Origin of the sequence: Streptomyces sp. NBC_01498 (assembly GCF_036327775.1) — a bacterium.
Taxonomy (GTDB): domain Bacteria; phylum Actinomycetota; class Actinomycetes; order Streptomycetales; family Streptomycetaceae; genus Streptomyces.
The window spans coordinates 3778401-3804605 of the sequence record NZ_CP109598.1; the positions used below are offsets into that span (position 1 = coordinate 3778401).

Annotated in this window: 19 protein-coding genes and 1 pseudogene; 9 read left to right on the forward strand and 11 right to left on the reverse strand. The window is 71.6% G+C overall.

All coding sequences use genetic code 11. The annotated features are described in order from the left end of the window. Window positions 1–3: 3 nt before the first annotated feature. The 4 genes from OG875_RS16115 to OG875_RS16130 all read right to left on the reverse strand — a co-directional run bounded on the left by OG875_RS16115 (window position 4) and on the right by OG875_RS16130 (window position 3871). A complete protein-coding gene (locus tag OG875_RS16115; protein ID WP_330174930.1) occupies window positions 4–636 on the reverse strand; it encodes a LytR C-terminal domain-containing protein in 633 nt (210 codons plus the stop codon). 263 nt (window positions 637–899) lie between these two features. Then, complete coding sequence (locus OG875_RS16120; protein WP_330174931.1) at window positions 900–1202, reverse strand: type II toxin-antitoxin system VapB family antitoxin; 303 nt, start codon at window positions 1200–1202, stop codon at window positions 900–902. A gap of 286 nt (window positions 1203–1488) precedes the next feature. Then, entirely contained in the window at window positions 1489–3051 is a 1563-nt protein-coding gene (locus OG875_RS16125) for a M28 family metallopeptidase (RefSeq protein WP_330174932.1), read from the reverse strand. Window positions 3052–3250: 199 nt separating this feature from the next. Further along, window positions 3251–3871, reverse strand: coding sequence for an HhH-GPD-type base excision DNA repair protein (locus OG875_RS16130; RefSeq protein WP_330174933.1), 621 nt, complete (start codon window positions 3869–3871; stop codon window positions 3251–3253). Window positions 3872–4047: 176 nt separating this feature from the next. Between OG875_RS16130 and OG875_RS16135 the strand changes: the two genes are divergently transcribed. The 3 genes from OG875_RS16135 to OG875_RS16145 all read left to right on the forward strand — a co-directional run bounded on the left by OG875_RS16135 (window position 4048) and on the right by OG875_RS16145 (window position 9768). After that, entirely contained in the window at window positions 4048–6327 is a 2280-nt protein-coding gene (locus OG875_RS16135) for a terpene synthase family protein (protein ID WP_330174934.1), read from the forward strand. A gap of 171 nt (window positions 6328–6498) precedes the next feature. Further along, the gene (locus tag OG875_RS16140) at window positions 6499–8805 is read left to right on the forward strand and encodes a TerD family protein (protein WP_330177762.1); all 2307 of its coding nucleotides are present in this window, start codon (window positions 6499–6501) and stop codon (window positions 8803–8805) included. 57 nt (window positions 8806–8862) lie between these two features. Further along, window positions 8863–9768 (forward strand): SDR family oxidoreductase, encoded by a 906-nt coding sequence (locus OG875_RS16145; RefSeq protein ID WP_330174935.1) that lies wholly within the window; start codon window positions 8863–8865, stop codon window positions 9766–9768. Window positions 9769–9825: 57 nt separating this feature from the next. On the opposite strand, the gene OG875_RS16150 is transcribed toward OG875_RS16145, so the two are convergent. The 3 genes from OG875_RS16150 to OG875_RS16160 form a co-directional block, all read right to left on the reverse strand. Continuing rightward, entirely contained in the window at window positions 9826–11097 is a 1272-nt protein-coding gene (locus OG875_RS16150; protein WP_443079121.1) for an RNA polymerase sigma factor, read from the reverse strand. A 211-nt stretch (window positions 11098–11308) separates the two neighbouring features. Then, a complete protein-coding gene (locus OG875_RS16155; protein ID WP_330174937.1) occupies window positions 11309–11725 on the reverse strand; it encodes a YciI family protein in 417 nt (138 codons plus the stop codon). 331 nt (window positions 11726–12056) lie between these two features. After that, entirely contained in the window at window positions 12057–12785 is a 729-nt protein-coding gene (locus OG875_RS16160; RefSeq protein WP_330174938.1) for a hypothetical protein, read from the reverse strand. 104 nt (window positions 12786–12889) lie between these two features. On the opposite strand from OG875_RS16160, the gene OG875_RS16165 reads away from it, so the two are divergent. The 4 genes from OG875_RS16165 to OG875_RS16180 all read left to right on the forward strand — a co-directional run bounded on the left by OG875_RS16165 (window position 12890) and on the right by OG875_RS16180 (window position 17577). Further along, entirely contained in the window at window positions 12890–13954 is a 1065-nt protein-coding gene (locus OG875_RS16165) for a hypothetical protein (RefSeq protein WP_330174939.1), read from the forward strand. Window positions 13955–13983: 29 nt separating this feature from the next. Further along, window positions 13984–15012: a hypothetical protein gene (locus OG875_RS16170; RefSeq protein WP_330174940.1), complete on the forward strand. Its 1029-nt coding sequence runs from the start codon at window positions 13984–13986 to the stop codon at window positions 15010–15012. 11 nt (window positions 15013–15023) lie between these two features. Then, window positions 15024–15551: a hypothetical protein gene (locus OG875_RS16175; protein ID WP_330174941.1), complete on the forward strand. Its 528-nt coding sequence runs from the start codon at window positions 15024–15026 to the stop codon at window positions 15549–15551. 265 nt (window positions 15552–15816) lie between these two features. Then, complete coding sequence (locus OG875_RS16180; RefSeq protein WP_330174942.1) at window positions 15817–17577, forward strand: asparagine synthetase B family protein; 1761 nt, start codon at window positions 15817–15819, stop codon at window positions 17575–17577. A 170-nt stretch (window positions 17578–17747) separates the two neighbouring features. Here OG875_RS16180 and OG875_RS16185 read toward each other — a convergent pair whose 3' ends face one another. The 3 genes and pseudogenes from OG875_RS16185 to OG875_RS16195 all read right to left on the reverse strand — a co-directional run bounded on the left by OG875_RS16185 (window position 17748) and on the right by OG875_RS16195 (window position 21561). Continuing rightward, a complete protein-coding gene (locus tag OG875_RS16185; RefSeq protein WP_330174943.1) occupies window positions 17748–18911 on the reverse strand; it encodes an NAD-dependent formate dehydrogenase in 1164 nt (387 codons plus the stop codon). 345 nt (window positions 18912–19256) lie between these two features. Further along, a pseudogene (locus OG875_RS16190) lies at window positions 19257–20174 on the reverse strand (LysR family transcriptional regulator); the annotation flags it as partial. A gap of 184 nt (window positions 20175–20358) precedes the next feature. Continuing rightward, window positions 20359–21561 (reverse strand): hypothetical protein, encoded by a 1203-nt coding sequence (locus OG875_RS16195; RefSeq protein WP_330174944.1) that lies wholly within the window; start codon window positions 21559–21561, stop codon window positions 20359–20361. 312 nt (window positions 21562–21873) lie between these two features. Between OG875_RS16195 and OG875_RS16200 the strand changes: the two genes are divergently transcribed. Together OG875_RS16200 and OG875_RS16205 are read left to right on the forward strand one after the other, a co-directional pair. Continuing rightward, window positions 21874–22818, forward strand: a complete 945-nt coding sequence (locus OG875_RS16200) for an alpha/beta fold hydrolase (RefSeq protein WP_330174945.1) — start codon at window positions 21874–21876, stop codon at window positions 22816–22818. A 120-nt stretch (window positions 22819–22938) separates the two neighbouring features. Further along, window positions 22939–23712, forward strand: a complete 774-nt coding sequence (locus OG875_RS16205; protein WP_443079122.1) for a restriction endonuclease — start codon at window positions 22939–22941, stop codon at window positions 23710–23712. Between the two features lie 236 nt (window positions 23713–23948). Here the strand turns inward: OG875_RS16205 and katG are convergent, their stop codons facing one another. Beyond that, window positions 23949–26183: a catalase/peroxidase HPI gene (gene katG / locus OG875_RS16210; protein WP_330174946.1), complete on the reverse strand. Its 2235-nt coding sequence runs from the start codon at window positions 26181–26183 to the stop codon at window positions 23949–23951. Between the last annotated feature and the right edge of the window lie 22 nt (window positions 26184–26205).

Below are 26205 nucleotides of genomic sequence, written 5' to 3' on the forward strand. Positions count from 1 at the left end.
GGGTCAGCAGGGGGCGCCGGGGGTGGGCCTGGTCAGGACGGCCAGGGTCCGGTCGGCGTCCTTCCGCACGTTCAGGGTCTTGAAGGCCGTGCCGAGGAGCAGGTCGACGTCCTTGGTGGTACGGGCGTCGTGCTGGGTCTTCGCGCCGTTCAGCTGGGCGCCGAGCACCGTGAACGGGCCGTCCGCGGCGGCCGGGGCGCCGAGCAGCATCCCGATGCCGGGGATCTTCTTGTCGAACTCGGCCGGGGCGTTGCCCACCTTGCCGATGACGAAGCCGCGCTTCTTCAGCTCGTCGGCGGTGGTCTTGGCGAGTCCAGCGCGGGGCGTCGCGTTGTAGACGTTGACCTTGATCTTGGCCGGCGCGGGCAGCTTCTTCGCGGCGGTGGCGGCCGACGGCGACGGCTTGCACTCGGGCTCACGCGCCGAGGCCGTCGTGGTCTTCCTCGATCCGTCGTCGTCCGCCGTGAACACGTCGATGAGCTGTACGGTCCCCCAGCCGAGCAGACCGAGGGCGACGGCCGCCGCGACGGCCGCGAGCACGATCCTGCGGCGATTACGGGGGCGGCGCATGCGCGGGTACTTGGAACCGGTGATGCGGTATCGGCCGCCCATGCCAGGGGGGGTGAGCATGCTCATGGGCGCAGCGTAGTGCGCTTGAGTAGTGATTCCTACTAAATGATCAACAGGTACGGCCTGGAGAAGCCGGAAAGACCCCGAAAGGCTCAGTCATCGGCTGGTTGAGGGACCATCAGCCCGTCACCCGGCCGGGACGGCCGTGAATCCGCCGTCCTGCGGTCCTGTCGGCTTGTCCGTCCTGCTGTCCTGCTGTCCTGCCGACCGGTCGCCCGCGCGGCTCGTCCGCCATGTCGCACCGGCGGCCCGTCGAGCCTGTCAGGCCGTCAGGCCCGGTCCAGCTCCAGTACGCGCGCGTGCAGTACCTGCCGCTGCTGGAGAGCCGCCCGGACGGCGCGGTGCAGACCGTCCTCCAGATACAGGTCGCCCTGCCACTTCACGACGTGCGCGAAGAGGTCTCCGTAGAAGGTCGAGTCCTCGGCGAGCAGCGTCTCCAGATCCAGTTGGCCCTTCGTGGTGACGAGCTGATCGAGGCGGACCGGGCGCGGCGCTACGTCCGCCCACTGCCGGGTGCTTTCCCGGCCGTGGTCGGGATACGGCCGCCCGTTACCGATGCGCTTGAAGATCACACGGAAAGCCTACCGGGCGAGCGCCTCCGGGCGCAGCCATGGCGCGGTGGGGCATAGCCGCCGATAGGGGTCATAGGGGCGGCGGCGCAAGACCGGAACCGTCCCGTCCGCCGGGGCCCGCCGCCCTCCCGCCTTCTTGAGGAGGAGCGCGGACGTGCGGCGGGCGCCGGGGGAATCGCTCCCCCGGCGCCCGCCATCGACTCGCCCTGCGCCGGACCGTCAGGAAGTCGGCGCGTACGTCAGGATGCCCGTCGGCCCGTACGCCCGCTCCCCGCCTGCCGGTCCGTCAGGCGCGGGACTCGTGCTCGTGGGCGTTCGACGCGCCCACGCCCGTGTCGCCGCCGGTGGTGCGCTCCGTCTTGGCGATCGCGTTCGTGCCGGCCGCCGCGCCGAGCGGGCTCAGGTCGTGGGCGTAGTGGCCCACGGCGTCGGCGATGACGTCCACGTTGACGTCGAACGCCTTCTTGTCGATGTTGTCGAGGTCGTCGCAGGCCGCGTGGTAGCACGGGTCGTACGCGACCCCCGCCTCGCCGCCGAACTTCGCCGCCTGCGCGGCGGTCTTGACGCCCTCGGCCCCGGTGAAGGTTCCCCCGGAGGGGATGCCGACCGCGATGAACGGCCCGTAGTCGGAACGGCCCGAGAAGTCGGTGCCCTCGTGCGGGTGGCCCTGGCTGTCGAGGAAGTCGGTGATGCCCTTCTCCAGCTGGGCCGAGCCCTCCGGGCCCGGTCCCGAGCCCACGGCGTCCGAGTCGTCGCCGTCGTACACGAACAGGCCGAAGTTCGGCGACGCGATCATGTCGAAGTTCAGGTAGAGCTTGATCCGCTCGGCCTGCTCCGGGGTGAGGCCCTGGACGTAGTCCTCGGCGCCGAGAAGTCCCAGCTCCTCCGCGGACCACCAGGCGAAGCGCACCTTGTTGGCGGGCTTCTCGCGCGACTTGGCGAGATCCAGGGCGACTTCGAGCAGTCCGGCGGAGCCCGACGCGTTGTCGTTGATGCCGGGGCCCTCGGTGACCGAGTCGAGGTGCGAGCCGAGCATCACGGTGTTGGCCGGGTTGCCGCCCTTGGTCTCGGCGATGACGTTGCGGGTGGTGCGCTGCTCCTGGAGCTGGCGCAGGTCCAGGTTGACCGTGACGGGGCCCGCCGCGGCGTCCTGGGCGAGCCTGGCGCCCTCGGCCTGGGTGATGCCGCCGGTGGGGATCCGGGCAGCCGCCGGGTCGCCCAGGGTCCCCGCGAGCGCGCCCGCGACGTTGTTCGAGACGATGGCGGCGACCGCCCCCGCGGCGGCGGCCGTCTGCTGCTTCAGGGCGAAGTCGCAGCCGCCGCGCTGGATGAGCGCGATCTTGCCGGTGAAGGCGCCGGCGGCGTAGTCGGTGGCCTCGCAGCCGGTGGTCGCGTCGACCGGTACGACGGCCAGCTGGGCCGTGATGCCGCCCTTGGGCGTGGACTTCGTGTACGACATGGCGGTGATCGCGGAGTCCCGCGGCGCCGGGGACACGACCTTCAGGGTCTCGGCCTGCGTCTCGATGTTCGTGAAGACGAAGGTGTCGTAACTGACGTCGTAGCCCGCCTTCTTGAGAAGGCTGTACACGTACGCGGCGGAGGCGTCGTGGCCCAGCGACCCGGCGGCGCGGTGGCCGCCGGCCGAGTCGGCGATGTCCTGGAACTTCTTGAGGTGCTTGTACGCGTCCTTGCCGGACGCCTCCTTGACGAGCTTCCTGGCGAGCTTCGTGGCGTCCCTCGCCGGGTCGGGCCTGTTGTGCGCCGAGGCGGAGGATGCGGACAGCAGAAGCGGGGCGGCGAGCGCGGTGGCGGCTGCGACGGCGACGAGTCTGCGGGACGTTGCGTTCACAGGGGTCCTTCCGATGCGAACGAGCGGTGACGACGGGAAGTCGGTCGAACCGGTCGAGCGGAACGATTCGAACGAGTTGAGAGAGTTGAGTGAATCGAGTGAGGGAAAGCTAGCGACCTTGAGGCCTGTTGGGGAACAGATGTGCCACAAGTCATCACTTTCCGGAAGCCCTTGACGATCACTCAGCCCTGTGGTCCCGTCATGCTCCGGCCCGGCGCGGGCCGTCCGCCGCGCCCGTCGTCCTCGCCTCCTTGGCGGCACGCTTGGCCTCCTGCTTGTGCGCGCGGACCCTGGCCAGGGTCTCGGGCCCGGTGATGTCCGCCGCCGAGCGGTACGAGCCCTCCTCGCCGTACGCGCCGGCCGCCGCGCGCCAGCCCTCGGGCCGTACGCCGTACTGCTTGCCGAGCAGTGCGAGGAAGATCTGCGACTTCTGCTTGCCGTAGCCGGGGAGTTCGGTCAGCCGTTTGAGCAGTTCGGCGCCCGTGGCGACGTCTCGCCACAGCCCGGCGGCGTCACCGTCGTAGTGCGCGATCAGGAACTGGCACAACTGCTGCACGCGCTTGGCCATGGACCCCGGGTAGCGGTGCACGGCCGGCTTCTCCGAGAGCAGCGCGGCGAATGCCTCGGGGTGGTAGGAGGCGATCGCGCGCGCGTCCAGATCGTCACCCCCCATGCGTACGGCGATGGTGTACGGCCCCGAGAACGCCCACTCCATGGGCACCTGCTGGTCCAGCAGCATGCCGACCAGGGCGGCCAGCGGGCTGCGCCCGAGCAGTTCGTCGGCCTCGGGTTGCTGTGCGATGCGAATCGTCGTGCTCATGGGCCGATGGTGGACCGTGAGTCGGAAGATGTCCGGGAGGCCACGCCCTGACGGTCTGTTCATATGACTGTTTTGTGGCGCGAATGGCGGTACGGGGAGTGGGGTAGAGCTGGAACCGGACAGCCGCCGGACACCGCAGGAATGCCCCGGAAACCCCCTGGAAAGGCCGCGCACCAGTGACTCAGCCCTTCGAACTGCCGGATTTCTACATGCCGTATCCGGCGCGTCTCAATCCCCACCTGGAGGAGGCCAGGGAGCACTCCCGGACGTGGGCGCGGGACATGGGGATGCTGGAGGGCTCCGGGATCTGGGAGCTGCGCGATCTCGACGCCCACGACTACGCGCTGCTGTGCGCGTACACCCATCCCGACTGCACGGCACCGCAGTTGTCGCTGGTCACGGACTGGTACGTGTGGGTCTTCTTCTTCGACGACCACTTCCTGGAGATCTTCAAGAGGACCCAGGACCGCGAGGGCGGCAAGGCGTACCTCGACCGGCTCGCCGCCTTCATGCCGATGGATCTGGCGGCGGGATTCCCCGAGCCGACGAATCCGGTGGAGGCCGGTCTCGCGGACCTGTGGACGCGGACGGTGCCGTCGATGTCCCTGGACTGGCGGGCGCGATTCGCCGAGAGCACGGAGAATCTGCTGTACGAGTCCCTCTGGGAGCTCGCCAACATCAACGCCGGGCGGATCGCCAATCCCGTCGAGTACATCGAGATGCGCCGCAAGGTCGGCGGCGCGCCGTGGTCGGCCGGACTCATCGAGTACGCGGCGGGGGCGGAGGTGCCGGCCGGGATCGCCGAGTCCCGGCCGATGCGGGTCCTGCGGGACACGTTCTCCGACGGGGTCCATCTGCGCAACGACCTCTTCTCGTACCAGCGGGAGATCGAGGAGGAGGGCGAGCTGAGCAACGGCGTGCTCGTCCTGGAGACGTTCCTGGGCTGCACGACGCAGGAGGCGGCCGACGCGGTCAACGATCTGCTGACGTCACGGCTCCACCAGTTCGAGAACACGGCCCTGACCGAGCTGGGGCCGCTCTTCGTGGAGAACGGCACCGACCCGGCAGCGGCGGCGGGGACCCTGGCGTATGTGAAGGGCCTCCAGGACTGGCAGTCCGGCGGCCACGAGTGGCACATGCGCTCCAGCCGGTACATGAACGGGGCGGAGGAGGGCGGCGGCGCGCCCCTGGGCGAGACGGCGGGCCCGCTGTTCTCGCTGACACCGGTCGGGCGCTGGACGGCGGCCTCCACCTGCCTGAAGGGCCTCAGCCACGGCGCCGCCGCGAGGACCCGGGGCCACAGCCACGTGCCGTACCAACGGGTGGGCCCCTCGATCCTGCCCGAGTTCGAGATGCCGTTCGAGGCGACGCTCAGCCCTCATCTGGAGGCGTCGCGCGAGCATGTCGTGGAGTGGGCGCACCGGATGGGCATCCTGGCGGGCGAGCCGGGCATCCCGGGCTCGGACATCTGGGACGAGGAGCGCATCCGCCGCATCGACCTCCCCCTCTGCGCCGCCGGCATCCACCCCGACGCCACCCGGGACGGGCTCGACCTGACGTCGGACTGGCTGGCCTGGGGGACGTACGGCGACGACCTGTTCCCCGTCGTCTACGGCCAGACCCGCAACCTGGCCGCCGCGAAGGTCTGCAACGAGCGGCTGTCGCTCTTCATGCCGGTCGAGACACTGGAGACGCCGCCCCCGCACAGCGCGCTGGAGCGCGGCCTGGCCGATCTGTGGGTCCGCACGGCGGGCCCGATGGACCCGGACGCCCGCCGGACCTTCCGCGAGGCCGTCGAGGAGATGACGGCGAGCTGGGTCTGGGAGCTGGCCAACCAGATCCAGAATCGCGTCCCGGACCCCGTCGACTACATCGAGATGCGCCGCCGGACCTTCGGCTCCAACATGACGATGAGCCTGTGCCGCATCGGCCTCGGCCGGACGGTCCCCCCGGAGATCTACCGCAGCGGCCCGATGCGCTCCCTGGAGAACGCCGCCCAGGACTACGCCTGTCTGATGAACGACCTCTTCTCGTACCAGAAGGAGATCGAGTACGAGGGCGAGGTCCACAACGGCGTCCTCGTCGTGCAGTCCTTCTTCGACTGCGACTACCCGACGGCGGTCGGGATCGTCCACGACCTGATGAAGGGCCGCATGCGCCAGTTCCAGCACGTGGCGGCCAACGAACTCCCGGTCCTGTACGACGACTTCGGCCTCGACCCGGAGGTACGCGCGGTCCTCGACGGCTATGTGAAGGAGCTGGAGAACTGGCTCTCGGGCATCCTGACCTGGCACCACGGCTGCCACCGCTACAAGGAGGAGGACCTCCTCCACGACCGCGCGGGCCTCACCCGCTGGCTCCCCCCGACCCCCACGGGCCTCGGCACGTCAACCACCCGCTTCCCTCCCCGCTCCCCGGCGTCCCCCTCGCTCCAGGGGCTGGGGGTGTTCTCCTGACCCTCCCGCAGGTGCTCCCGGAGCCGTCGGGCGGGGGTCCGGGAGCACGTATCCGAATGGCTGTTCCAATTGCCGCAAGCGGGCCGCGAAGTGATTACTTCGGGCGCTAAGGTGCACTCCTCGCGCCGTGGATGTCCGGTGCGTTTTGTGGGGGTGGAGCGCGTGTACGAAATGGTCAAGGGAGCCAACACCGGCCTGGCGGCCCTGAGCGAGAACGCCGAGTCCGTCCGGGTGGGGCTGAGTTGGAGCAGCGAGGAGGGCGACGGGGACGCGGATGTCTCCGTGCTGCTGCTCGGCGACCGGGGGAAGGTGCGCGGCGACGCCGACTTCCTCTTCTACAACAACCCGGTGGCCGCCGACGGCAGTGTGCAACTCCTGGGGAAGACACCCACGGACAGCGGCAGTGAGGACCGGATCAGCCTGGACCTGCACACGGTGGCGCCGGACGTCGAGCGCGTCGTCGTGGCGGCGAGCCGGTACGAGAACGGCCGGTTCGGGGACCTGCACGACTTACGGCTGACGGTCGCCGACGGCGCCGGCGAGGACCTGCTCGGATTCTCCATCGACGACGCGGGCGCGGAGAGCGCCTTCGTCTTCGGCGAGTTCTACCGGCGGGGCGCCGAATGGAAGTTCCGGGCGGTCGGGCAGGGCTACGAGACGGGTCTTGCCGGGCTCGCCACGGACTTCGGTATCGACGTGGACGACGCCGAGCAGGAGCCTGAGCAGGAACCGGAGTCCGCGCCGGAATCCGAGGCGGGCTCCGCGCCGGAGCAGGGAACCGAGCCGGAGGCGGACCGGAACGCCGACGCGGACCCGGGTGATGCCGGGACGGCCGGTGCGGAGAGTGCCACGGGCACGCGGGCGGCCCGTACGACGAACGCGGCCGGGGCGGCTGGTGACACCGCTCCGGGGAGCGCCACGATCGCCCCCGTACCTCTCTCGGCGGACAGCGTCCTGGCGGCGGCCTCCACCGGCGCGCCCGCCCCCGTGTCGGCCACCGTTCCGGCCCAGGTGCCGCGTGAGGCGACGCCGCCGGGTACGACGGAGCACCGGCCCGCCACCGCTCCCGCCACCGCGCCATCCGCCGAGGCGCCGTCCGTACGACGGCCGCGCACGGTCAAGAAAAGGGTGACCCTCCCGAAGGTCGCAAAGAAGTCCCTCGCCGAGAACGACTCGTGGCGAGCGGCCCGGCTCTTCCCGGTACCGTCGCTCAAGAACGACCGGGAACGTGAGACGCGGGCGACTTCGGTCCTGCTGTCGGTGATGACCCAGGTTCCCGAGTTCGGGCGCCGGCTCACCGCCCCCTTCGGCGCACCGGTCGGCCGGATGGAGACCTTCACCGAAGTGTCCCTGCCGCACGGCGAGTCGCCGAAGCGCCCCGACGGGGTCATACGCGTCGAACGGGCCGGCAAGCTGTGGACCGCGCTGGTCGAGACGAAGACCAACGGCAATCCGCTCAAGACGCAACAGGTCCAGGACTACATGGACATCGCCGCCCGGCGCGGCTACGAGGCGGTCATCACCCTCTGCAACGACGTTGCCCTGGAAGGCAGTCCGCTCGTCGACGTCCGTGTCGACGGCCGCCGCAAGCACAAGGTCGTTCTCCGGCACCTCTCCTGGGCCGAGGTCGCCCACCAGGCACAGATGCTGATCCGCCACGAAGGCGTCGGCAACGCCGCACACGCCTGGCTGTTGCAGGAACTGCTCCACTACCTCCAGCACGAGAACTCCGGCTGCCACGGCTTCCAGAACATGGGGCCCGCGTGGGTACCGGTGCGCAGGAGCATCGACGACGAGACGCTCTGCCAGGGCGATCCGCGCGCCGTCGACGTCGTGGAGAGCTGGGAGCGTCTCGTACGCCAGGTGTGTCTGCGCCTGGGTGGCGAGCTGGGACAGAAGGTGCTGCCGGTGCGGCGGGTGAGGCGTACCTCCGACTCCGGGGCCGTGCGTGCCGCGCAGGCCGATCTGCTCTGTCACGAGGGCCGGTTGACCGCGGAGCTGCGCATCGAGGGCACACCCGGCATTCTCGCGCTCACCGCCGATCTGCGGACCGGAAAATTGCGCACGTCGATCGATCTGCCGGCCCCCGATCACGGCTCCCCGCTGGTCTCCGTCAAGCGCCTGATCAGGCAACTCGCCGACGCACCCGCGGATCTTCACGTGCAGACGCTGCTGTCCGGAGGACCGGGCGGAGACGGCGACGGACCGCGCGGCACCCTGGAGCGGCTGCGGCCCGAGCCGGGTGATCTGCTGCCCAGGGGCGAGGCCCGGAGCGACATCGTGATCAGCGGCTTCCGGCTGTCCCTTTTCAAGAGCATGGGCAACACGCGGGGCACCGCCGAGTCCGGTTTCATCCGCAGTGTCGACGACGCCGTGGACCGCTTCTGTGCCAGTGTGGTCGCGCCGCTCGAACGGCGGCCCGTGCGGCGGGCGCAGGTGGACCGGCAGGGTGTCGAGCCGGTGCCGGTCGGTGGCTGAGGTGTGGTGAGCGGCGATTGTTGACCGACGCTCGTTGAATTCACGTGGAGGTGGGTCGTGGAGTCGCGTCCGCTGGCAGGCAGGGTGGCGCTCGTCGCCGGGGGGACCCGTGGGGGTGGGCGCGGGGTCGCGGTCGAGCTCGGGGCGGCCGGGGCGACCGTGTATGTCAGCGGGCGCAGCAGCGCCGCCGGGCGTTCCGGGCTGGACCGGCCCGAGACCATCGAGGGTACGGCGGAGCTGGTCACCGGGGCGGGTGGGCGGGGGATCGCCGTCCGGGCCGATCACAGCCGTCCGGACGAGGTACGCGCGCTGGTCGAGCGGATCGCCGCCGAGCAGGACGGGCGGCTGGACGTCCTCGTGAACTCCGTGTGGGGCGGCGATCCGCTGACCGACTGGGAGTCCCCGCTGTGGGAGCAGGACCTGGACGCGGGTTTCCGGTTGCTGCGGCAGGCGGTCGACACGCATGTGATCACGAGCCGTTACGCGCTGCCGCTGCTGGTCGCCCGCCGTAGCGGGCTGGTCGTGGAGGTGACGGACGGGAACACCGCCCGCTATCGGGGCAGTGTCTTCTACGACCTGGTGAAGTCCTCGGTGATCCGCCTCGCGGTGGCGCAGGCAGCCGAGTTGAGACCGTACGGCGTCGCGGCCGTCGCGATCACCCCGGGCTTTCTGCGGTCCGAGGCGATGCTGGACGGCTTCGGGGTCACCGAGGCCAACTGGCGCGACGCGATCGCCCAGGACCCGCACTTCGCCCACTCCGAGAGCCCGGCGTATCTGGGGCGTGCGGTCGCCGCGCTGGCCGCCGATCCTGACGTCATGGCCAAGTCGGGCCGGGCGCTGGCGACGTGGGGGCTGTATCAGGAGTACGGCTTCACGGACGTCGACGGTACGCAGCCGGACTTCGCGGCGCACTGGGCCAGGGAGTTGGTGGCGGAGCACGGGCCGCTGGGGGAGCCGTTGTAGCGCGGGGGCGGGCAGGGCGGGGCGGGCAGGGCGGTACGCCGGTAGGTGGAGCGCGGCTCAGGATTGGAGGCGGGCCGCGCGCATCATCAGATAGCGGGTCTCCGGGACGCTGAGGGTGCGCTCGGCCGCCGAACGGTACGCGGCCAGGGCGCCTTCCCGGTCCCCCGCCCGCTCCAGCAGATGGGCCCGCACCGCGTCGAGCCGGTGGTGGCCCGCCAACTCCTTCTCCAGACCGGCGAGTTCCGCGAGCCCGGCCTCCGGGCCGTGTGCCATCGCCACCGCCACCGCCCGGCTGAGTTCCGCCATCGGCTCCGGGCCGGGGGCGCGGCGCAGCAACTCGTCGTACAGGGCCACGATCTGGAGCCAGTCGGTGCTGTCGGTGTCCGCCGCCTCGTCGTGCAGCGCGGCGATCGCGGCCTGCAACTGGTAGGGACCGGCGGGTCCTTGGGACAGCGCCTCCTCGACCAGCGCCGTACCCTCCTCGATCGCGGCGCGGTCCCAGCGGGTCCGGTCCTGCTCGTCCAGCGGGACGAGTTCGCCGTGCGGTCCCGTACGGGCCGCGCTCCGCGCCTCCGTGAGCAGCATCAGGGCGAGCAGGCCCGTCACGGCGCCGTCCGCCGGCAGCAGCCGCCGTACCGCTCGGGTCAGCCGGATCGCCTCGTACGCGAGGTCCGCGCGGTGCAGTTCACTGCCGGACGTCGCCGTATAGCCCTCGTTGAAGATCAGATAGAGCACCTGGAGCACGGTGGCGAGTCGGCGGTCGCGGTCCTCGGGGCCGGGCTGCCGGAAGGGCAGTCCCCTGATCTTCTGCTTGGCCCTGCTGATGCGCTGCGCCATCGTCGCCTCGGCCATCAGATGCGCGCGGGCGATCTCGGCGGTGGTCAGACCGCCGACCGCGCGCAGCGTGAGGGCGGTCCGGCCGGCGGCGGGCAGTTCCGGATGGCAGCAGAGGAAGAGCAGGGTGAGGGTGTCGTCCTCCGAGGGGGCGCGGCTCTCGCCGGGCGCGGGTGCGGTGAACGCGTCCCTGGGGGTGAGCGCGGCGGCGTTCTCCTCGCGCCTGCGGCGGGCCTCCTCGCTGCGGAACTGGTCGACGAGCCGGCGGGAGGCCGTTCTGATGAGCCAGCCGCGCGGGTTGTCGGGCGGGCCGTCGGCCGGCCACTGCTGGGCGGCGGCGACGAGGGCTTCCTGGACGGCGTCCTCGGCGAGGTCGAAGTGGCCGTAGCGCCGCACGAGCGCGCCGAGGACCTGCGGCGCGTGCTCGCGCAGCAGGTCCTCGATCGGGGTGGTGCCCGTACGGTCGTCCTTCGTCGCGTCGTCCACACCGCGCATTACACCCCGTGGCGGGCGGGCCGCGCACGGCGCGCGCCAGGCGTCGGTCCTCGGACCCCGGACCGTGGGTGTCGGTCCTCGGACCCCGGACCGTGGGTGTCGGTCCTCGGACCCCGGACCGTGGGTGTCGGTCCTCGGACCCCGGACCGTGGGTGTCGGTCCTCGGACCCCGGACCGTGGGTGTCGGTCCTCGGACCCCGGACCGTTGGCGTCAGCCCTCGGACCCGGGACCGTCCGGGATGGGCCGGATGACGACCGGGTAGGACGGCACCCCCTCGGGCTGCGGGCAGGCCGCGACGCGCGCGGCGATCTCCGTGACCCGTTCCAGGCTCGCGCAGTCGAGCACCCAGTAGCCGGCCAGCAGCTCCTTCGTCTCGCCGTACGGCCCGTCCGTGATCACCGGCTTTCCGTCCTTGCCCGCGCTGACGAGGCGGGTCTGGGACGGTGCGCCCAGACCGTTGGCGTCGACCAGCTCGCCGGAATCGGCCAGATCGTTGTTGATCTCTCCCATGAAGGCGAACATCGCCGTCAGGTCCTTCTCGCTCCAGGCCGCGCTGTGCTCGGACGCCTTGCCGCTCATGGCGTCGTAGTCGGCCTGCGAACCCTGGACCATCACCAGATACTTCATGACGTCACTCCTCGGTGTGGCTTGCTGTCGCCCCTCATGGGCAACGTTCACAGGGGACGTCGGAGCGGGTGGCGGGTTCTCGACAGTTCACGACGGCTCGCGTGAAACTTTTTCGCGAATCACCCGGTCGGCTCCGGAGCAGGGGCGGATGACGCCTGCGGGCGGGTGACGGTACGGGGGGGGGTGGCGGGCGCGGGCGGGGCACCGGCCGGGGGCGCCCCCGGGGCGGGCGCGTACGGAACGGGCCGGCGGCGGGTCCGGCGGATCACACGCGGCCGGCCGGGGCACGCAGGTCCGGCGGACCCTACGAGATCCGCCAGGTCAGGAGGGGTCAGGCAGGTCCCGAGGGGAGATCCGCGCAGGTGTCCGACGCGGGAAGCTCGTCCGCGAGAAATATCGTCTGCGCCATCATCTTGAAGCCGGACATCTTCTCGCGGAAGGTCTCCACGGACTCCTCGGGGTGGACGGAATCGATGACGGCGTGCTCGCCGACGGCGTTGAACTGATGGCTCACCCCGCGCGGGATCTGCATGTCCACGAAGGAGCACGGCGGCACGACCACGTTGTACCGGGTCCGCTCCACCCCCGGCGGGGTGTCCGGCAGCACGTCCTCGAACGCGCGCAGGGAGAAAGGCGTCACCCCGGCGACACCGGCGATCTCGAACGGGGAGAGGCTGCTGACCCGGATCCGGGTGTCCGGCCCGGTCATCATCCGCACGAATCGCAGACCCGTGTGCATATGCATACGGGAACAGACGCCGCGCTCCTCGACATTGTAGAAATCCATCAGATAGCGGTCGGCGAAGAAATCGTCGAAGGGCGCTTCGAGCATATAGACGTCGCCCTCCTCGAAGGTCTGGAACCGGCTTATCCCGTCCTTGTCCCGGGTGGTCGCCGATTCGCTTCTCTTCGCGTCCCGTACGACCTTGGTGAAGGCGTCCACCACGGCCAGGGCGATTTCTTCGGGAAGTTGGAGGACGGGCGTGACGACATTTCTCGCCGCGTCCGTGAATTCGGCGACGTCATGGACCTCGTTCTCGTCGTTCGCCTCGTGTTTCATTCGTGTATGCGAATTGTCCATCCGAATCAAGCTCCGTCGTCTAGGATCTGTGCGGTTGACTCAACGAAACCACGCGCTTGTCGGGGCAGTTGGAGGGGGCCGTCGTGATCTGCCCGCACTGTGAGAAAAACCTTCTCCACCGGGAGCGGGTCCGAGGCACCTGCCCGAAGTGCAAGCGGGCGTTCGCCCTCGAACCGAAGGACAACCCGCTCCGCCTGCACGACGTCCGGATGCGCAAGCTCATCTGGAAACTCGGCAACGGCGAGGGCCTGCGCTACACGCCCGTCCAGCTCTGGTACGCGGCGGCGCGCAACCGCACCCCCGTCAAGGGCACGTCGTACGGCTGCGTCGGCGCCTTCCTGACGGCGGTGATCTCGGCGGTCTCCCTGGTGATCATCGCCGTGACCCGCTTCGATCCGGCCATCATGGTGTTCGTCCTCGTCGGCGCCGTGCTCCTCACGGCGTTGCTCCTCCGGATGACCGTCCGCGCCGCCCGCCGCGCGAAGTGGACCGGCACGGTGAGGGTGCCGATGGCGTTCGAGCACTTCCGTACCTCGGTCATCGACCGCTGGACCAGGGTGTACGGCGCCCCGCCGCCGGGACTGACGGACGAGAGCGGCCTGCGGTTCCCGATCGGCCCCGACGGACGGCCGCCGAAGCTGGTGCTGCTCTGCCCGGACCGTACGGTGCTGGCCTTCCTCGCCCTGAACGGCGCCCACCGGCGCCATCCGCTCGCGCTGGCCCAGTCGGTGGACCAGCTCGGCACCATATCCACCGGCACGGCCGGGGAACCGGCCCCGGTGGGCATCGTCCTCCACGACGCCAGCCCGGCGGGTCTGGCCTTCGCCTCCGCGGCCAGGTCCGCGCTCGGCGGCCGGGTCGTGGTCGCCGGGATGCTGCCGCGCACGGTGATGGACCGGACGACCGCGCTGCGGCTGCGCAAGCCGCTGGTCGCGGGCGACCTGGAAGCGATCCGTACGGCGTCGGCGCTGACCGAGGCGGAGGCCGACTGGCTGTCCCGGGGCTGGTGGTCGCCGATAGCCGCCGTACCGCCGGCGAAACTGCTGGCGGTGCTCGACCGGGCCGTGGACCGGGCCGAGGGGATCGCCGACCCGGACCGGGGCCGGGCCCAGCAGGTCGGCTTCCTCACCTGGCCGACGGCGTCATGAGCGCACGGCGTCATGAGGGGGCACGGGGGATGACGGGGACGGGACACGAGGAGCCGGGGCGGCCCGCCGGGCCGGTACGGCGGGCGGTGCTGGACCGCGTCCTGCGGACGGCGGCCGAGAGGGCCGCGGCACCGGGCGGACTGCGCTTCACCGAACGTCAGTTGTACTACGAGGTGTGCCGGGTGCTCCAGCCGTGGCACCGGGCGCCCCGGCGGACGCGGTTCACCTCGCCGCCCCCGCTGAGCTACCCCGCGTACCGGGCCGCGCTGTCGCGTCTCGGGCCCGGGACGGTGGCCGGTCTGCTGCCGCCCGTCGTGCCGGGACCCCGGGAGGCGGCGGGGCGGCACACCCCGGAGCCGGACCTGTTCGACTACGGCCTGCCGAGGCTGCTGGTCTGCGAGTCCGACGACATCGCCGGCATGCTCCGCGCCAACGGGGTGCCGACGGAGTCGGCGTGCCCGGTGTACGGGGTCGCCGAACTCCCTCTCGAACAGGGGGTGTTGCGGATGCTGGCACGGGCGGAACGGGCGACGGTCTATCTGCTGCACGACGCGAGCGCGCGGGGGCTCACCTTCCCCGCCCGGTTCGCCGGGACCGTCGACGTGCCGGACGGGGTGCGCGTCGTCCCGCTGGGGCTGCGGCCCCGGCAGGCGGGCGCGCTCCATCTGGTGCACGGCCGGGGGTGGGCGTACGCCGCCGTGCCCGTCGAAGGCCCGGCGCCGGTCGTCGTCGGCGGAACGGCTCCCGGCAAGAGCCCCGGCAAGAGCCCCGGCAAGAGCCCCGGCAAGGGGCCCGGCGCGGGTTCGGAGGCGGGCCCCGGTGCCGGACGAGGCGCCGGAGCGGATGCCGGACCGGGGCTCGGGCTCGGGTTCGCGCTCGGCCGCCGGGAGCGCGACTGGCTGCGGCGTGGCAGATTCGTGGAACTGGCCGCCGTGAATCCGGCGTCGCTGATCCGTACGGTGCACCGCCTCGTACGGGAAGTCCGCCCGCCCCGCTCGCCGTTGGCCGAACTCCGCGAGGCACGCCGGGCCGGTTTCCTGACCTGGCCCACCGGATGAGAGGAACCGCAGTGCCGCAGCCGCAGAGGCGGGAGATCACCTACACCGACGAGCTCCTCGCCGACCACTCCGTCCACCGGCGCTACTCGGACGGCCGCCAGGAGTGGCGCGGCGTGGGCGGCGGCCCGCACCGCCGGGTCGTCCGCTGGCGTGACGAACAGGGCCGCACCGGCACCGACGAACTGCTCGGGCGCCGGATCGTCAAGCGCGTGTTCGACGACGGGCGCCGGACGATCTACGGCCGCGAGGGCGGCTACGGCCGGACGCAGTGGAGCGACGGCGTGCTGACGGTCAACCGGACGTCGTTCGGCGGCCGGCTGGGCGCCGTGCTGGGCGCGGTGACGGCCGGGGTCGTCATCGGGTCGGTGGCGATGCCGCCCGACGTCCTCTCCTTCGAGGAGGAGGAAGAACTGCGCAGGCAGGCCGAGGCCACCTCGTCGGGCGACGGCGGCAGCGGCGGCGGGAGCGCCGACGGCGGCGGCGACGGCTACGGCGACTGGGGCAACGACCCCGGCGGTGGCGACGACGACTTCGGCTGAGCGAAAGGGCACCGGGCGTCACGCGCCGGGCGGGACGCTCGCCACAAGCCACAAGCCACAAGCCACAAGCCACAAGCCACAAGCCACAAGCCACGAGCCACAAGCGGCATGCCACACGCCACAAGCCACACGCGGCACGCGGCACGCCACAAGCGGCACGCCGCACGCCGCACGCCGCACGCCGCACGCCGCACGCCGCACGCCGCACGCCGTAGGCCCTGTCCCGCACCCGGTGGCGGAAGAGCGAGAAGAAAGGGGATACGCGATGTCCCGCTGGTGCGCGAGTCTGACCGCCGACGACCCGGCCGGGCAGGTGGCTGCCATGGGCGGCCGTCCCGTACGGACCCGGGAGGGCGGCGGCCACGCCTTCGGGCTGCTCGACGGGCCCGGCGCCGCCTCGGGGCCGTACCGGGTGGGCGACGTGTACGCGATCGGCGAGGTCACCCTCCACAACGCGCCCGAACTGCGCGCCCGGCTCGGCGCGGACGGTGCCCCGGGCGGCTCCGGGGACCCCCGTGACTGCCCGGACGGCGAACTGCTGCTGCGCGTCTACGTCAGGTTCGGCGCCGCCGGACTGGCCGCCGCCGACGGCATGTTCGCCCTGGCCATCGCCGAACGCGACGAACTCGTCCTCGTACGGGACCACATGGGCGCCCGCACCCTCTTCCACGCGCGTACCGGCACGGGCGGCCGGACCGCCTGGGCGGCGGCCACCTCCCTGCGGGCGCTCCAGCGATGGCCCGCGCTGGACACCGGACTGCATCTGCCGGCCGTCCGGTCCTTCCTCACGTTCGCGTATCTCCCCGGCAGGGACACCCTGTTGCGCGGGATCCACGAGGTGCTGCCGGGCCGGTGCGTACGGCTGAAGCCGGACGGTTCCACGGTGGAGGAGACGTACTGGGAGCCGGCCGAGGCGATCGACGAGCGCCCGGCCGCCGAACACGCCCGAGAACTGCGCGAGTTGCTGGAGTCCGCCACCGCCCGCCGGCTGCCGACCGCCGAACCCGCCGGCGTGCTGCTCTCCGGCGGGGTGGACAGCAGCCTCGTCACCGCGCTCGCCGCGAAACTGCACGACCACTCCGTCCGGTCGTACTCCATCAGCTTCGGCGGCGACGCCCCCAACGAACTCGCCTACTCCGGACTGGTCGCCGCCCACTGCCACACCGAGCACCAGGTCCTCACCGTGCCCGGCGAGGCGGTCGCGGCCCGGCTGCCCGAGACCGTCGCACTGCTGGACAGCCCGGTCGGCGACCCGCTGACCGTGCCCAACCTGATGCTCGCCGAGGCCGTCGCTGCGGACGGCATGAGCGTGGTGCTCAACGGGGAGGGCGGCGACCCGGTCTTCGGCGGCCCCAAGAACCTGCCGATGCTGATCCACGAACTGCACCGCGACGAACCGGGCGTGGACTCACGGGCGCGGGCCTACGTCGACTCGTACCGCAAGTGCCACGCCGACCTGCCCACGCTGCTCACCCCCGGCGTCCTGGCCGAACTGGCGGACGCCCCGCCGGTGACGGATCTGCTGGCGCCATATCTGACGCAAGGTCAGATGACCAGCCTGCTCAACCAGTTGCTGCACACCAACCTCCGTACCAAGGGCGCCCACCACATCCTCACGAAGGTGGAGCGCGTCACCGCCTCGCAGGGACTGGAGGGCCGCGCCCCGCTGTTCGACCGGGCGGTCGTCGACCACGCGTTCCGGGTGCCGCCCCGGCTGAAGCTCCACGGGACGACTGAGAAGTGGATTCTCAAGGAGGCGGTACGCGACCTGCTGCCGGCGACGATCGTGGACCGCCCCAAGAGCGGTATGCGGGTGCCGGTGCAGCAGTGGCTGGACGGACCCCTGCGCGACCTGGGCCACGACCTGCTCCTCGGCCGGTCCGCACGCGCGCGGGGACTCTTCCGCGAGGACACCATCCGGTCCTGGCTACGGCGGGAGGGGACGCTGCTGCCGCGCCAGGGAGGCAAGTTGTGGCTGGTCCTGACGCTGGAGCTGTGGCTGCGGTCGTTCGAGGTGGGGGCCTGAGCCGCGTCCACGCAGTACCTGACCGCCTTCGGTACGACCGAGCCCGTCCCGCCCTCGGCCGGAACGAACCCGTCCCGCCCTCGGCACGAAGCGGAGGACGGGACAGGACGGGACCGGACGAGGCAGGACGAGGCAGGACCGGACGAGCGGCGCGGAAGGCCGACCGGAGGTCAGCTCTCCTTGGTGGAGTACGAGTGCGCTCCCGTACCGGCGAGCGCGCCACCCTCGACGATCAGGTACTCGTCACGGATCGGGTTCCCGGCGAAGAACGACTCCAGGATCTCCCGGGTACCGGCCGCGTACCGCGCCTGCGCCGAGAGCGACGAGCCCGAGATGTGCGGCGTCATCGCGTGGTGCGGCATGGTGCGCCACGGGTGGTCGGCCGGCGCGGGCTGCGGGTACCAGACGTCGCCGCCGTAGCCCGCGAGCTGGCCGCTGCGCAGCGCCCGGTCGACCGCGTCACGGTCGACGATCTTCGCGCGGGCGGTGTTGATGAGGTACGCGCCCCGCTTCATGGTGCCGAGGAGCTTGTCGTCGAACAGGCCCTCGGTCTCGGGGTGCAGCGGCGCGTTGATGGTGACGACGTCGACGTGCGGGACCATCGCGGCGGTCGACTCGTGCCAGATCAGGTTCAGCTCCTGCTCGACCGACTCCGGCAGCCGGTGCCGGTCGGTGTAGTGCAGCTCGACGTCGAACGGCGCGAGGCGGCGGAGCACGGCGAGCCCGATGCGCCCGGCGGCGACCGTGCCGACCTTCATGCCTTCGAGGTCGTACGAGCGCGAGACCGCGTCCGCGATGTTCCAGCCGCCGTCGAGCACGATCTGGTGCGCGGGGATGAAGTTCCGTACGAGGCCGAGGATCGTCATCACGACGTGCTCGGCGACGCTGATGCTGTTGCAGAACGTGACCTCGGCGACGGTGACGCCGTGCTCGATGGCCGCGTCCAGGTCGACGTGGTCCGAGCCGATGCCCGCGGTGACGGCGAGCTTCAGGTTCTTCGCGGTGGCGATGCGCTCGGCCGTCAGATACGCGGGCCAGAACGGCTGCGAGATGACGATGTCCGCGTCCACCAGTTCGCGGTCGAAGACCGACCCCGCGCCTTCCTTGTCGGAGGTGACGACGAGGGTGTGGCCGCGGCTCTCCAGGAAGGTACGCAGGCCGAGTTCACCGGAGACGCTGCCCAGCAGATGGCCGGGGGTGAAGTCGGTGCCCTCGGGGGTGGGCGTGGTCTGGCCGCCCGGGTAGTGGTCGATGACCGGGAGGTCGTCGCGGGCGTACGTGGTGGGCTGGCCGTCGGTCGGGTCGTCGTACAGGACACACAGGATCTTGGCCATGACGTTGCGGCTCCTCGTCCGTTGCTGCGAAGTGCTTCGGAAGGTGGCTCCTACGGTCGTCGCAGGCGTTGTCCCTGGTCAAAGTGATCTTCTCTATGCCGGGATAGGCACCGGCTATCGCCCGGGGTCGGACGGCGATCCGGTGCCCGGCGGATGCCCGGACGATTCGGACCGGCCTGGTGGCCCGGACGGTTCCGGCTCTCGTACGGACGCTTCCCGCTCTCGTACGGACAGATCCCGCCCTCGTACGGATGCGTCTTCCCGTACGGGCCGGTCCTGTTGCCCGGACGGCTCGTCCCCCTCCGCGGGCGGGGACGGCTCGTCCCCCTCCGCAGGAACGGGGCGCAGGTGCGTGTCGAGGAGGCCGGCCAGGACCTCCCGTACGCTCACCCGTCGCGCGGTCTCCAACAGGGCCTTCGCCAGGACCGGTTCGGGGCTGCGGTCGGCGATGACCAGACCCACGCGCGGTCCGTGCGCCGGGTGCTCCAGCGGGACCACACGCATCGTGGCGGGGACGCCGAACATGTGCAGCCACGCGTGCGAGATGACGCTCGACCAGCGGCCCACCGCCATGTGCGTGTAGAGGCCCGCGACGGTGTCGGTCTCGATGGCGGGCGTGACGCTCACGCCTTCCGCCGCGAAGTACTCGTCCATGATCCGGCGGTTGCGCATCTGCTGGGACAGCAGACAGAGCGCCAGCCCGGAGATCTCGGCCCAGCGCACCGTCCGCCGCCCGGCGAGCGGGCTGTCGTGCGGGGTGAGCAGCAGATACCTCTCCTCGTACAGAGGGGTGCGCCGCACCTGGCGCAGGCTTTCGTCGTCCAGATAGGTGAGCGCGATGTCCAGTTCGAAGGAGGTCAGCCGCCGGGTGATGTCGCGCGACGACAGCGACTCCAACGAGACCCGCACCAGGGGGTGTTCCTCGCAGAACGGGCTGGTCAGCAGGGAGGCGGCGGTCAGCGCGGTGGGAATGGCGCCCAGCCGGAGCGTGCCGGTGAGCCCGCCGCGCATGACCGACAACTCGTGGTGCAGCGCGTCGCGTTCGGCCAGGATGCGGTGCGCCCAGAGCAATACCCGTTCACCCTCGGGCGTCAGCCCCTCGAACCGCCGGCCGCGCCGTACGACGGGCACGCCCAGTTCGTGCTCCAGTTTGCGTATCGCGGCGGAGAGCGACGGCTGGGACACGTAGCAGGCGTCGGCGGCCCGCGCGAAGTGCCGCTCGCGGGCGAGTGCGACCAGATACTCCAACTGCCGTAACAGCACGATGTCCCAGCTCCCCTTCCGCCGCCCGCACGCGCGTCGTCCGGCCATCCTCACGTACGGCAGGCGGCGCGGCGACCTCCTCGGGGGAGAGTGGCCGGGGGGCAGGGGGCTTGGGGCCGGTTGGGCGCGCGACTGCGGGCTCGGGGCTACGCGGGCCTGTGGCCTTGGTGCGGACGGTCGTCGCTCAGCGTGGCGGGAGGCGGTGCGAGTTGTCCCCGGCCCACCGCACCAGCGCCTTCGCCGCCTCCCGCACTCCGCTGTGGCCGAACCGCTCCGTCAGCGCCCCCGCCCGGCCGGACACCAGGCCGAGCCCGGCCGCCGACTTGGCGACCTGGTCCGTCAGCCGCTCCCGTACGGCCAACAGCTCTGAATCGCAGGTGAGTTGACGCACCCGGTCCACGATTTCCCTGGTCAGCGCCTCCGGGGCGGCGGGCGACGGAGCGTCGTGACCGAGGGTCGTATCCTCCACGGGCCCGCCGATGTCCGCCCAGTCCACGTGCGCGTCGCAGTAGCCGTGGGCGGCGAGCAGCCGGGCCTGGAGGTGGTGGGTCTCGTTGGCGGACGGCAGCCACAGCGTCGGTACGCCGGTCGCCGCCGCGTCGTAGATGTTGCCGAGCCCCGGTGTCATGCACGCGTACGCGGCGCCGCTCATCAGGTCGAGCACGGTGTCGCGGTCGCCGGTACGGACGGCGGGGTCGCCGAGCGCCTCCGCGACCGCGCGGCTCGTCGTGACGACGACCGGCCGCCCGGCGGGCTGCGCGGCCCGTACGGCGTGCAGCATCAGCCGGGCGTAGGCGGCGGCGTCGGACGTTGTCCAGTACGGGTGTTGGAGACCGCCCAGGTTGAGCAGGACGTGCCGCCCGGACCCCGCCGTCGTCGTCTCCGGCCACCAGAGCTGCCGGGGCGGCAGGAGCGGGATGATCGGCGGTACGACGACGGTGCTGCGCCGCAGGGCCGGGTCCGCCGCGATCCGCTCCCGTACGCCGAAGAAGTCCTGCGCGACGTACAGCGCGGCGTCCCCGGCCACCGCCGGGATCTCGGGCCAGAACCAGGTGAGGGCGTCGTACACCGCCACGTCCAGCCCGGCCCGGCGCGCCAGCGTGGCCTCGGGGAAGTCCATGGCCGTGACGAACAGGTCGTAGCGGGGCGCCAACCGCCGCAGGGACGCCAGCCGTTCGTCGTCGGACAGGCCGGTGGTCCCGTACACCGAGTGATACGGGGGCCGGTGCTGGAGGTCCAGTGTGTGACCGCCTCCGAAGTAGGCCAACTCGTCGCAGTAGGGGGCCAGTTCATGGGCCAGCGCGGCTGTCGCGGCGGGTGGCCCGAAGCCGAAGGGCTGGGCGTTGAGCAGAAGACGCGGTCTGGCCGCACCGGTGTTGACTGACATGTCGGCCCCCCTGGGGATCGGATCAGCGCGGTCGAGTACGCGGACACGATACGGGGATGACTACTCTGAGTGAAATCGGGTAACTTCAGGTCACGACGGCTGATCATGTTCTGGAGCGCGATGAACACTGTGACGACCCTTGCCGAGACGCGTACTGAGCCGGGGAGCGAGCCTGGGAATGAGCCTGGGACCGAGTTGGGGAGTGGGCCCGGCGGCGGGCCGGAGCCTGGCGGCGTTCCCGGGCCCGGGCCCGAGCCCGAGCCGGACCCGGAGCTTCGGGCCGGGACGGGAACCGGCACCGGCACCGGACCGGTGGCCGAGACCGGGACCTTGGCGGTGCCCGGCGCGCTCCTGCACTACGAGGTACGCGGCAGCGGGCCGCTCCTGTTGCTCATCGGCGGCGGCAACTCCGACGCCGCCGTCTTCGGGAGCCTCGCCGCCCGACTCGCCGTCGACCACCGGGTGCTCACCTTCGACCCGCGCGGCAACTCCCGCAGCCCGCTCGTCGGCCCGCCGGTCGACCAGCGCGTCGAGGTCCACGCGGACGACGCGGCACGGCTGCTGGCCCGGGTGGCCGCCCCCGACGAACCGGTGCGGATCTTCGGCAGCTGCTCGGGCGGCCTCATCGCGCTCCACCTCGCGACCCGCTCCCACTCCTGTTCCCACTCCTGTTCTTGTTCCGGTTCTTGTTCGTGTTCCGGTGCCCGCTCCTGTTCGTGTGCGGGCTCCCGCCTGCGAGAGCGGATCTCCGCGCTGGTCGTGCACGAACCGCCCGCCTTCGCGCTCCTGCCGGACGCGGCGGAGCGGCTGGCCTTCGTGGACGCCGTCCACGCCACGTACCGCCGTGAGGGAATCCCCGCCGCGACGGAGCAGTTCAGCGCGGTCTTCGGCGGCCGTCCCGCACCGGTGCTGCCCGAGGCGAACGACAACACCGACTTCTTCCTCGCCCATGTGATGCGACCGTTCACCCGCCATGTCCCCGACCTCGCGGCGCTCGCCCCGCTGACCGGGCGGCTGACGGTGGCGGGCGGCCAGGACTCCCGTACCCACGACGTCCACCGCCCGGCCGTCGCCCTGGCCGAGCGCCTCGGGAAGGAGCTGGTCCTGTTCCCCGGCGGCCACGTCGGCTACGCGAAACAACCGGCCGCCTTCGCCCGCCTCCTGCGCGAGACGCTGGCCGGCGAGCGCCGGGCGGGCGGTGCGCGGCGGGACGTCCACGACGCGTCGGTGGGAGGCGCGCCCGTGGGGAGCGGGTGAGCGAGCTCGCCGGTTGACCGAGAGGGGCCCCTTTCGCCGTGTCCTGCCCCCGGTCAGACTGCCTCGGGCCGGAAACCCGAAGGGGCCCGCCGGACAAGGGCGTTGGGGGAGCGAGAGCGTATGGCGAAGGGACGGGGGCGGGCGCCGGGGCGCGGGCGCGGGCCGGGACGGGGGCCGGGGCGGGGGCGCCGGTCGGGACGTGGACGCGGGTCGGCCGCGCGGAGGCGGTACGAGGCGCGGCGCGACGGGCTGTTGGGCGGCGGGGTCGTCGCGCTGCTCGTACTGACGACGTTCTGGTCGGAACTGTGGCCGTATCTCCTCGGTCTCGCCGTGGCCGGCGGTGCCGGCGCCCTGGGGTGGTGGCTGTGGCGGACCGACCGGCTGGTGCGTCACCGGGACAGGAACTGGCGGGAACAGGACACGATCCGGGCCGGCCACCGGTCACTGGCCGAGGTGGACGCGATGAGCTGGCAGGAGTTCGAGCGGTACGTGGCGGACCTCTGCCGCCGCGACGGCTGCACGGACGTCGAGGTCAGCGGCCGGTCCGGCGACCTCGGCGCGGACGTGACCGGCTTCCTGCCCGACGGCCGGCGGCTGGTCGTGCAGTGCAAGCACTACGCCCCGCACCGGTATGTGCCCAGCGGCGACATGCAGAAGTTCGTCGGCACGGCCTGGCTCCACCACGAGGCGGACGTGGCGGTGTTCGCGGCGACCTGCCCGTTCAGCAAGGCCGCCCTGGACCTCGCCGTCCGGCACGGCATCCTCGCCGTCCACCGCGACCTGCTGGGCCAGTGGAACACCGGCACCCGGCTCCAGGCACTGCTCCCGCTGAACGGCACGGGCCAGGGCGACCGCGTCCACCGCAGACGCTGGAAGGACACGTACGGGAACTGACCACGTACCTCGCCGGGCGGCCCACGCACGACGACGGCCGGGCCCGCCCGCGTACACGGGGAACCCGGCCGTCGCCGTCGGACACCTTGACCGGACCAGCCGGACCAGCCGGACTGATCAGGCCGACCGGACCAGCCGGTCTGATCAGGCCGACCGGACCGATCAGACCGGCGGCCGGACCGATGAGACCGGCCGGACCGATGAGACCGATCAGACCGACCTGACCACCGAAACGGTCAGACGAGGTCGAACCGGTCGAGGTTGGAGACCTTGGTCCACGCCGCGACGAAGTCCTTCACGAACTTCTCCTTCGCGTCGTCGCTCGCGTAGACCTCCGCGACCGCGCGCAGCTCGGAGTTCGAGCCGAAGACCAGGTCGGCGCGGCTGCCGGTCCACTTGACGTCGCCGGTGGCGGTGTCACGGGCCTCGAAGGTGTTCGCGTCCTCGGAGGTCGCCGTCCACGTCGTACCCAGGTCGAGCAGGTTGACGAAGAAGTCGTTGGTCAGCGTGCCGGGGGTGTCGGTGAGGACGCCCAGCGACGACTCCTGGTAGTTCGCGCCGAGGACGCGCAGACCACCCACGAGCACCGTCAGCTCGGGGGCGCTCAGGGTCAGCAGGTTGGCGCGGTCGATCAGCAGGTACTCGGCGGGCAGCCGGTGGCCCTTGCCGAGGTAGTTGCGGAAGCCGTCCGCGACCGGCTCCAGCGCGGCGAAGGACTCGACGTCCGTCTGCTCCTGCGTCGCGTCGGCGCGGCCCGGCGTGAAGGGCACCTCGATGTCGAAGCCCGCCGCCTCGGCGGCCTTCTCGACACCCGCGGCACCCGCAAGCACGATCAGGTCGGCGAACGAGACGCGCTTGCCGCCGTTCGGGGAGGAGTTGAAGGACTCCTGGATGCCTTCGAGCGTCCGCAGCGCCACCGCGAGGCGGTCGGGGTCGTTGACCTCCCAGCCGTTCTGCGGTTCGAGGCGGACACGGGCGCCGTTGGCGCCGCCGCGCTTGTCGCTGCCGCGGAACGACGAGACCGAGGCCCACGCCGTGGACACGAGCTGCGACACCGACAGACCGGAAGCCAGGACCTGCTCCTTGAGGGAGGCGACGTCCTCGGCGTCGACGAGCTCGTGCGTGACGGCCGGCAGCGGGTCCTGCCACACCAGCGTCTCGGACGGCACCTCGGAACCGAGGTAGCGCACGATCGGGCCCATGTCGCGGTGGGTCAGCTTGTACCAGGCGCGGGCGAAGGCGTCCGCGAACTGGTCGGGGTGGGCGAGGAAGCGGCGCGAGATCTCCTCGTACGACGGGTCGACGCGCAGCGCGAGGTCGGTCGTGAGCATCGTCGGGGCGTGCGTCTTCGAGGAGTCGTGGGCGTCCGGTACGGTGCCGGCCCCGGCGCCGTCCTTCGGCCGCCACTGGTTGGCGCCCGCGGGGCTCTTGAACAGCTCCCACTCGTAGCCGAAGAGGATCTCGAAGAAGCTGTTGTCCCAGGTGATGGGGGTGTTCGTCCAGATGCCCTCAAGGCCGCTGGTGATGGTGTCGCCGCCCTTGCCGGTGCCGTGGCTGTTCTTCCAGCCGAAGCCCTGCTGCTCGATCGGGGCGGCCTCGGGGTCGGCGCCGACGCTGTCCGCCGGGCCCGCGCCGTGGGTCTTGCCGAAGGTGTGGCCGCCCGCGACGAGGGCGACGGTCTCCTCGTCGTTCATCGCCATGCGGCGGAACGTCTCACGGATGTCGCGCGCGGAGGCGAGCGGGTCGGGGCTGCCGTTGGGGCCCTCGGGGTTGACGTAGATGAGGCCCATCTGGACGGCGCCGAGCGGGCTCTCCAGGTTGCGGTCGCCCGTGTAGCGCTCGTCGCCGAGCCACGTCTTCTCGGGACCCCAGTACACGTCCTCCTCGGGCTCCCACACGTCCGCGCGACCGCCGGCGAAGCCGAACGTCTCGAAGCCCATGGTCTCCAGGGCGACATTGCCGGCGAGGATCATCAGGTCGGCCCAGGACAGGCTCTGCCCGTACTTCTTCTTCACCGGCCAGAGCAGGCGGCGGGCCTTGTCCAGGTTGCCGTTGTCGGGCCAGCTGTTGAGGGGCGCGAAGCGCTGCTGGCCGGCACCGGCGCCGCCGCGGCCGTCGCTGATGCGGTACGTGCCCGCGCTGTGCCACGCCATACGGATGATGAACGGCCCGTAGTGACCGAAGTCGGCGGGCCACCAGTCCTGCGAGGTGGTGAGCACCCCGGCGATGTCCTGCTTGACGGCCGGGAGGTCGAGGGCCTTGAACGCCTCGGCGTAGTCGAACTCCTCACCGAGCGGGTTGGCCACGGCGGGGTTCTTGGCGAGGATCTTCAGGTTGAGCCGCTCGGGCCACCACTCGCGGTTTCCGCCGCCCTGGGTGGGGTGCGGGGCGCGGCCGTGGGCGACCGGGCAGCCGCCGCCCTCGCCCTCCGACTTCGCGTCTACGACGATTGCATCATGGTTCTCAGACATGGAAATCCTTCCGGACCAGGCG

Coding starts and splice junctions, on each gene's coding strand:
- OG875_RS16170 (WP_330174940.1), top strand. CDS start 13,984: ATGACGGGGACGGGACACGAGGAGCCGGGGCGGCCCGCCGGGCCGGTA.
- OG875_RS16140 (WP_330177762.1), top strand. CDS start 6,499: ATGGTCAAGGGAGCCAACACCGGCCTGGCGGCCCTGAGCGAGAACGCC.
- OG875_RS16130 (WP_330174933.1), bottom strand. CDS start 3,871: ATGAGCACGACGATTCGCATCGCACAGCAACCCGAGGCCGACGAACTG.
- OG875_RS16180 (WP_330174942.1), top strand. CDS start 15,817: ATGTCCCGCTGGTGCGCGAGTCTGACCGCCGACGACCCGGCCGGGCAG.
- OG875_RS16195 (WP_330174944.1), bottom strand. CDS start 21,561: ATGTCAGTCAACACCGGTGCGGCCAGACCGCGTCTTCTGCTCAACGCC.
- OG875_RS16155 (WP_330174937.1), bottom strand. CDS start 11,725: ATGAAGTATCTGGTGATGGTCCAGGGTTCGCAGGCCGACTACGACGCC.
- OG875_RS16185 (WP_330174943.1), bottom strand. CDS start 18,911: ATGGCCAAGATCCTGTGTGTCCTGTACGACGACCCGACCGACGGCCAG.
- OG875_RS16150 (WP_443079121.1), bottom strand. CDS start 11,097: ATGCGCGGTGTGGACGACGCGACGAAGGACGACCGTACGGGCACCACC.
- OG875_RS16115 (WP_330174930.1), bottom strand. CDS start 636: ATGAGCATGCTCACCCCCCCTGGCATGGGCGGCCGATACCGCATCACC.
- katG (WP_330174946.1), bottom strand. CDS start 26,183: ATGTCTGAGAACCATGATGCAATCGTCGTAGACGCGAAGTCGGAGGGC.
- OG875_RS16160 (WP_330174938.1), bottom strand. CDS start 12,785: ATGAAACACGAGGCGAACGACGAGAACGAGGTCCATGACGTCGCCGAA.
- OG875_RS16205 (WP_443079122.1), top strand. CDS start 22,939: ATGGCGAAGGGACGGGGGCGGGCGCCGGGGCGCGGGCGCGGGCCGGGA.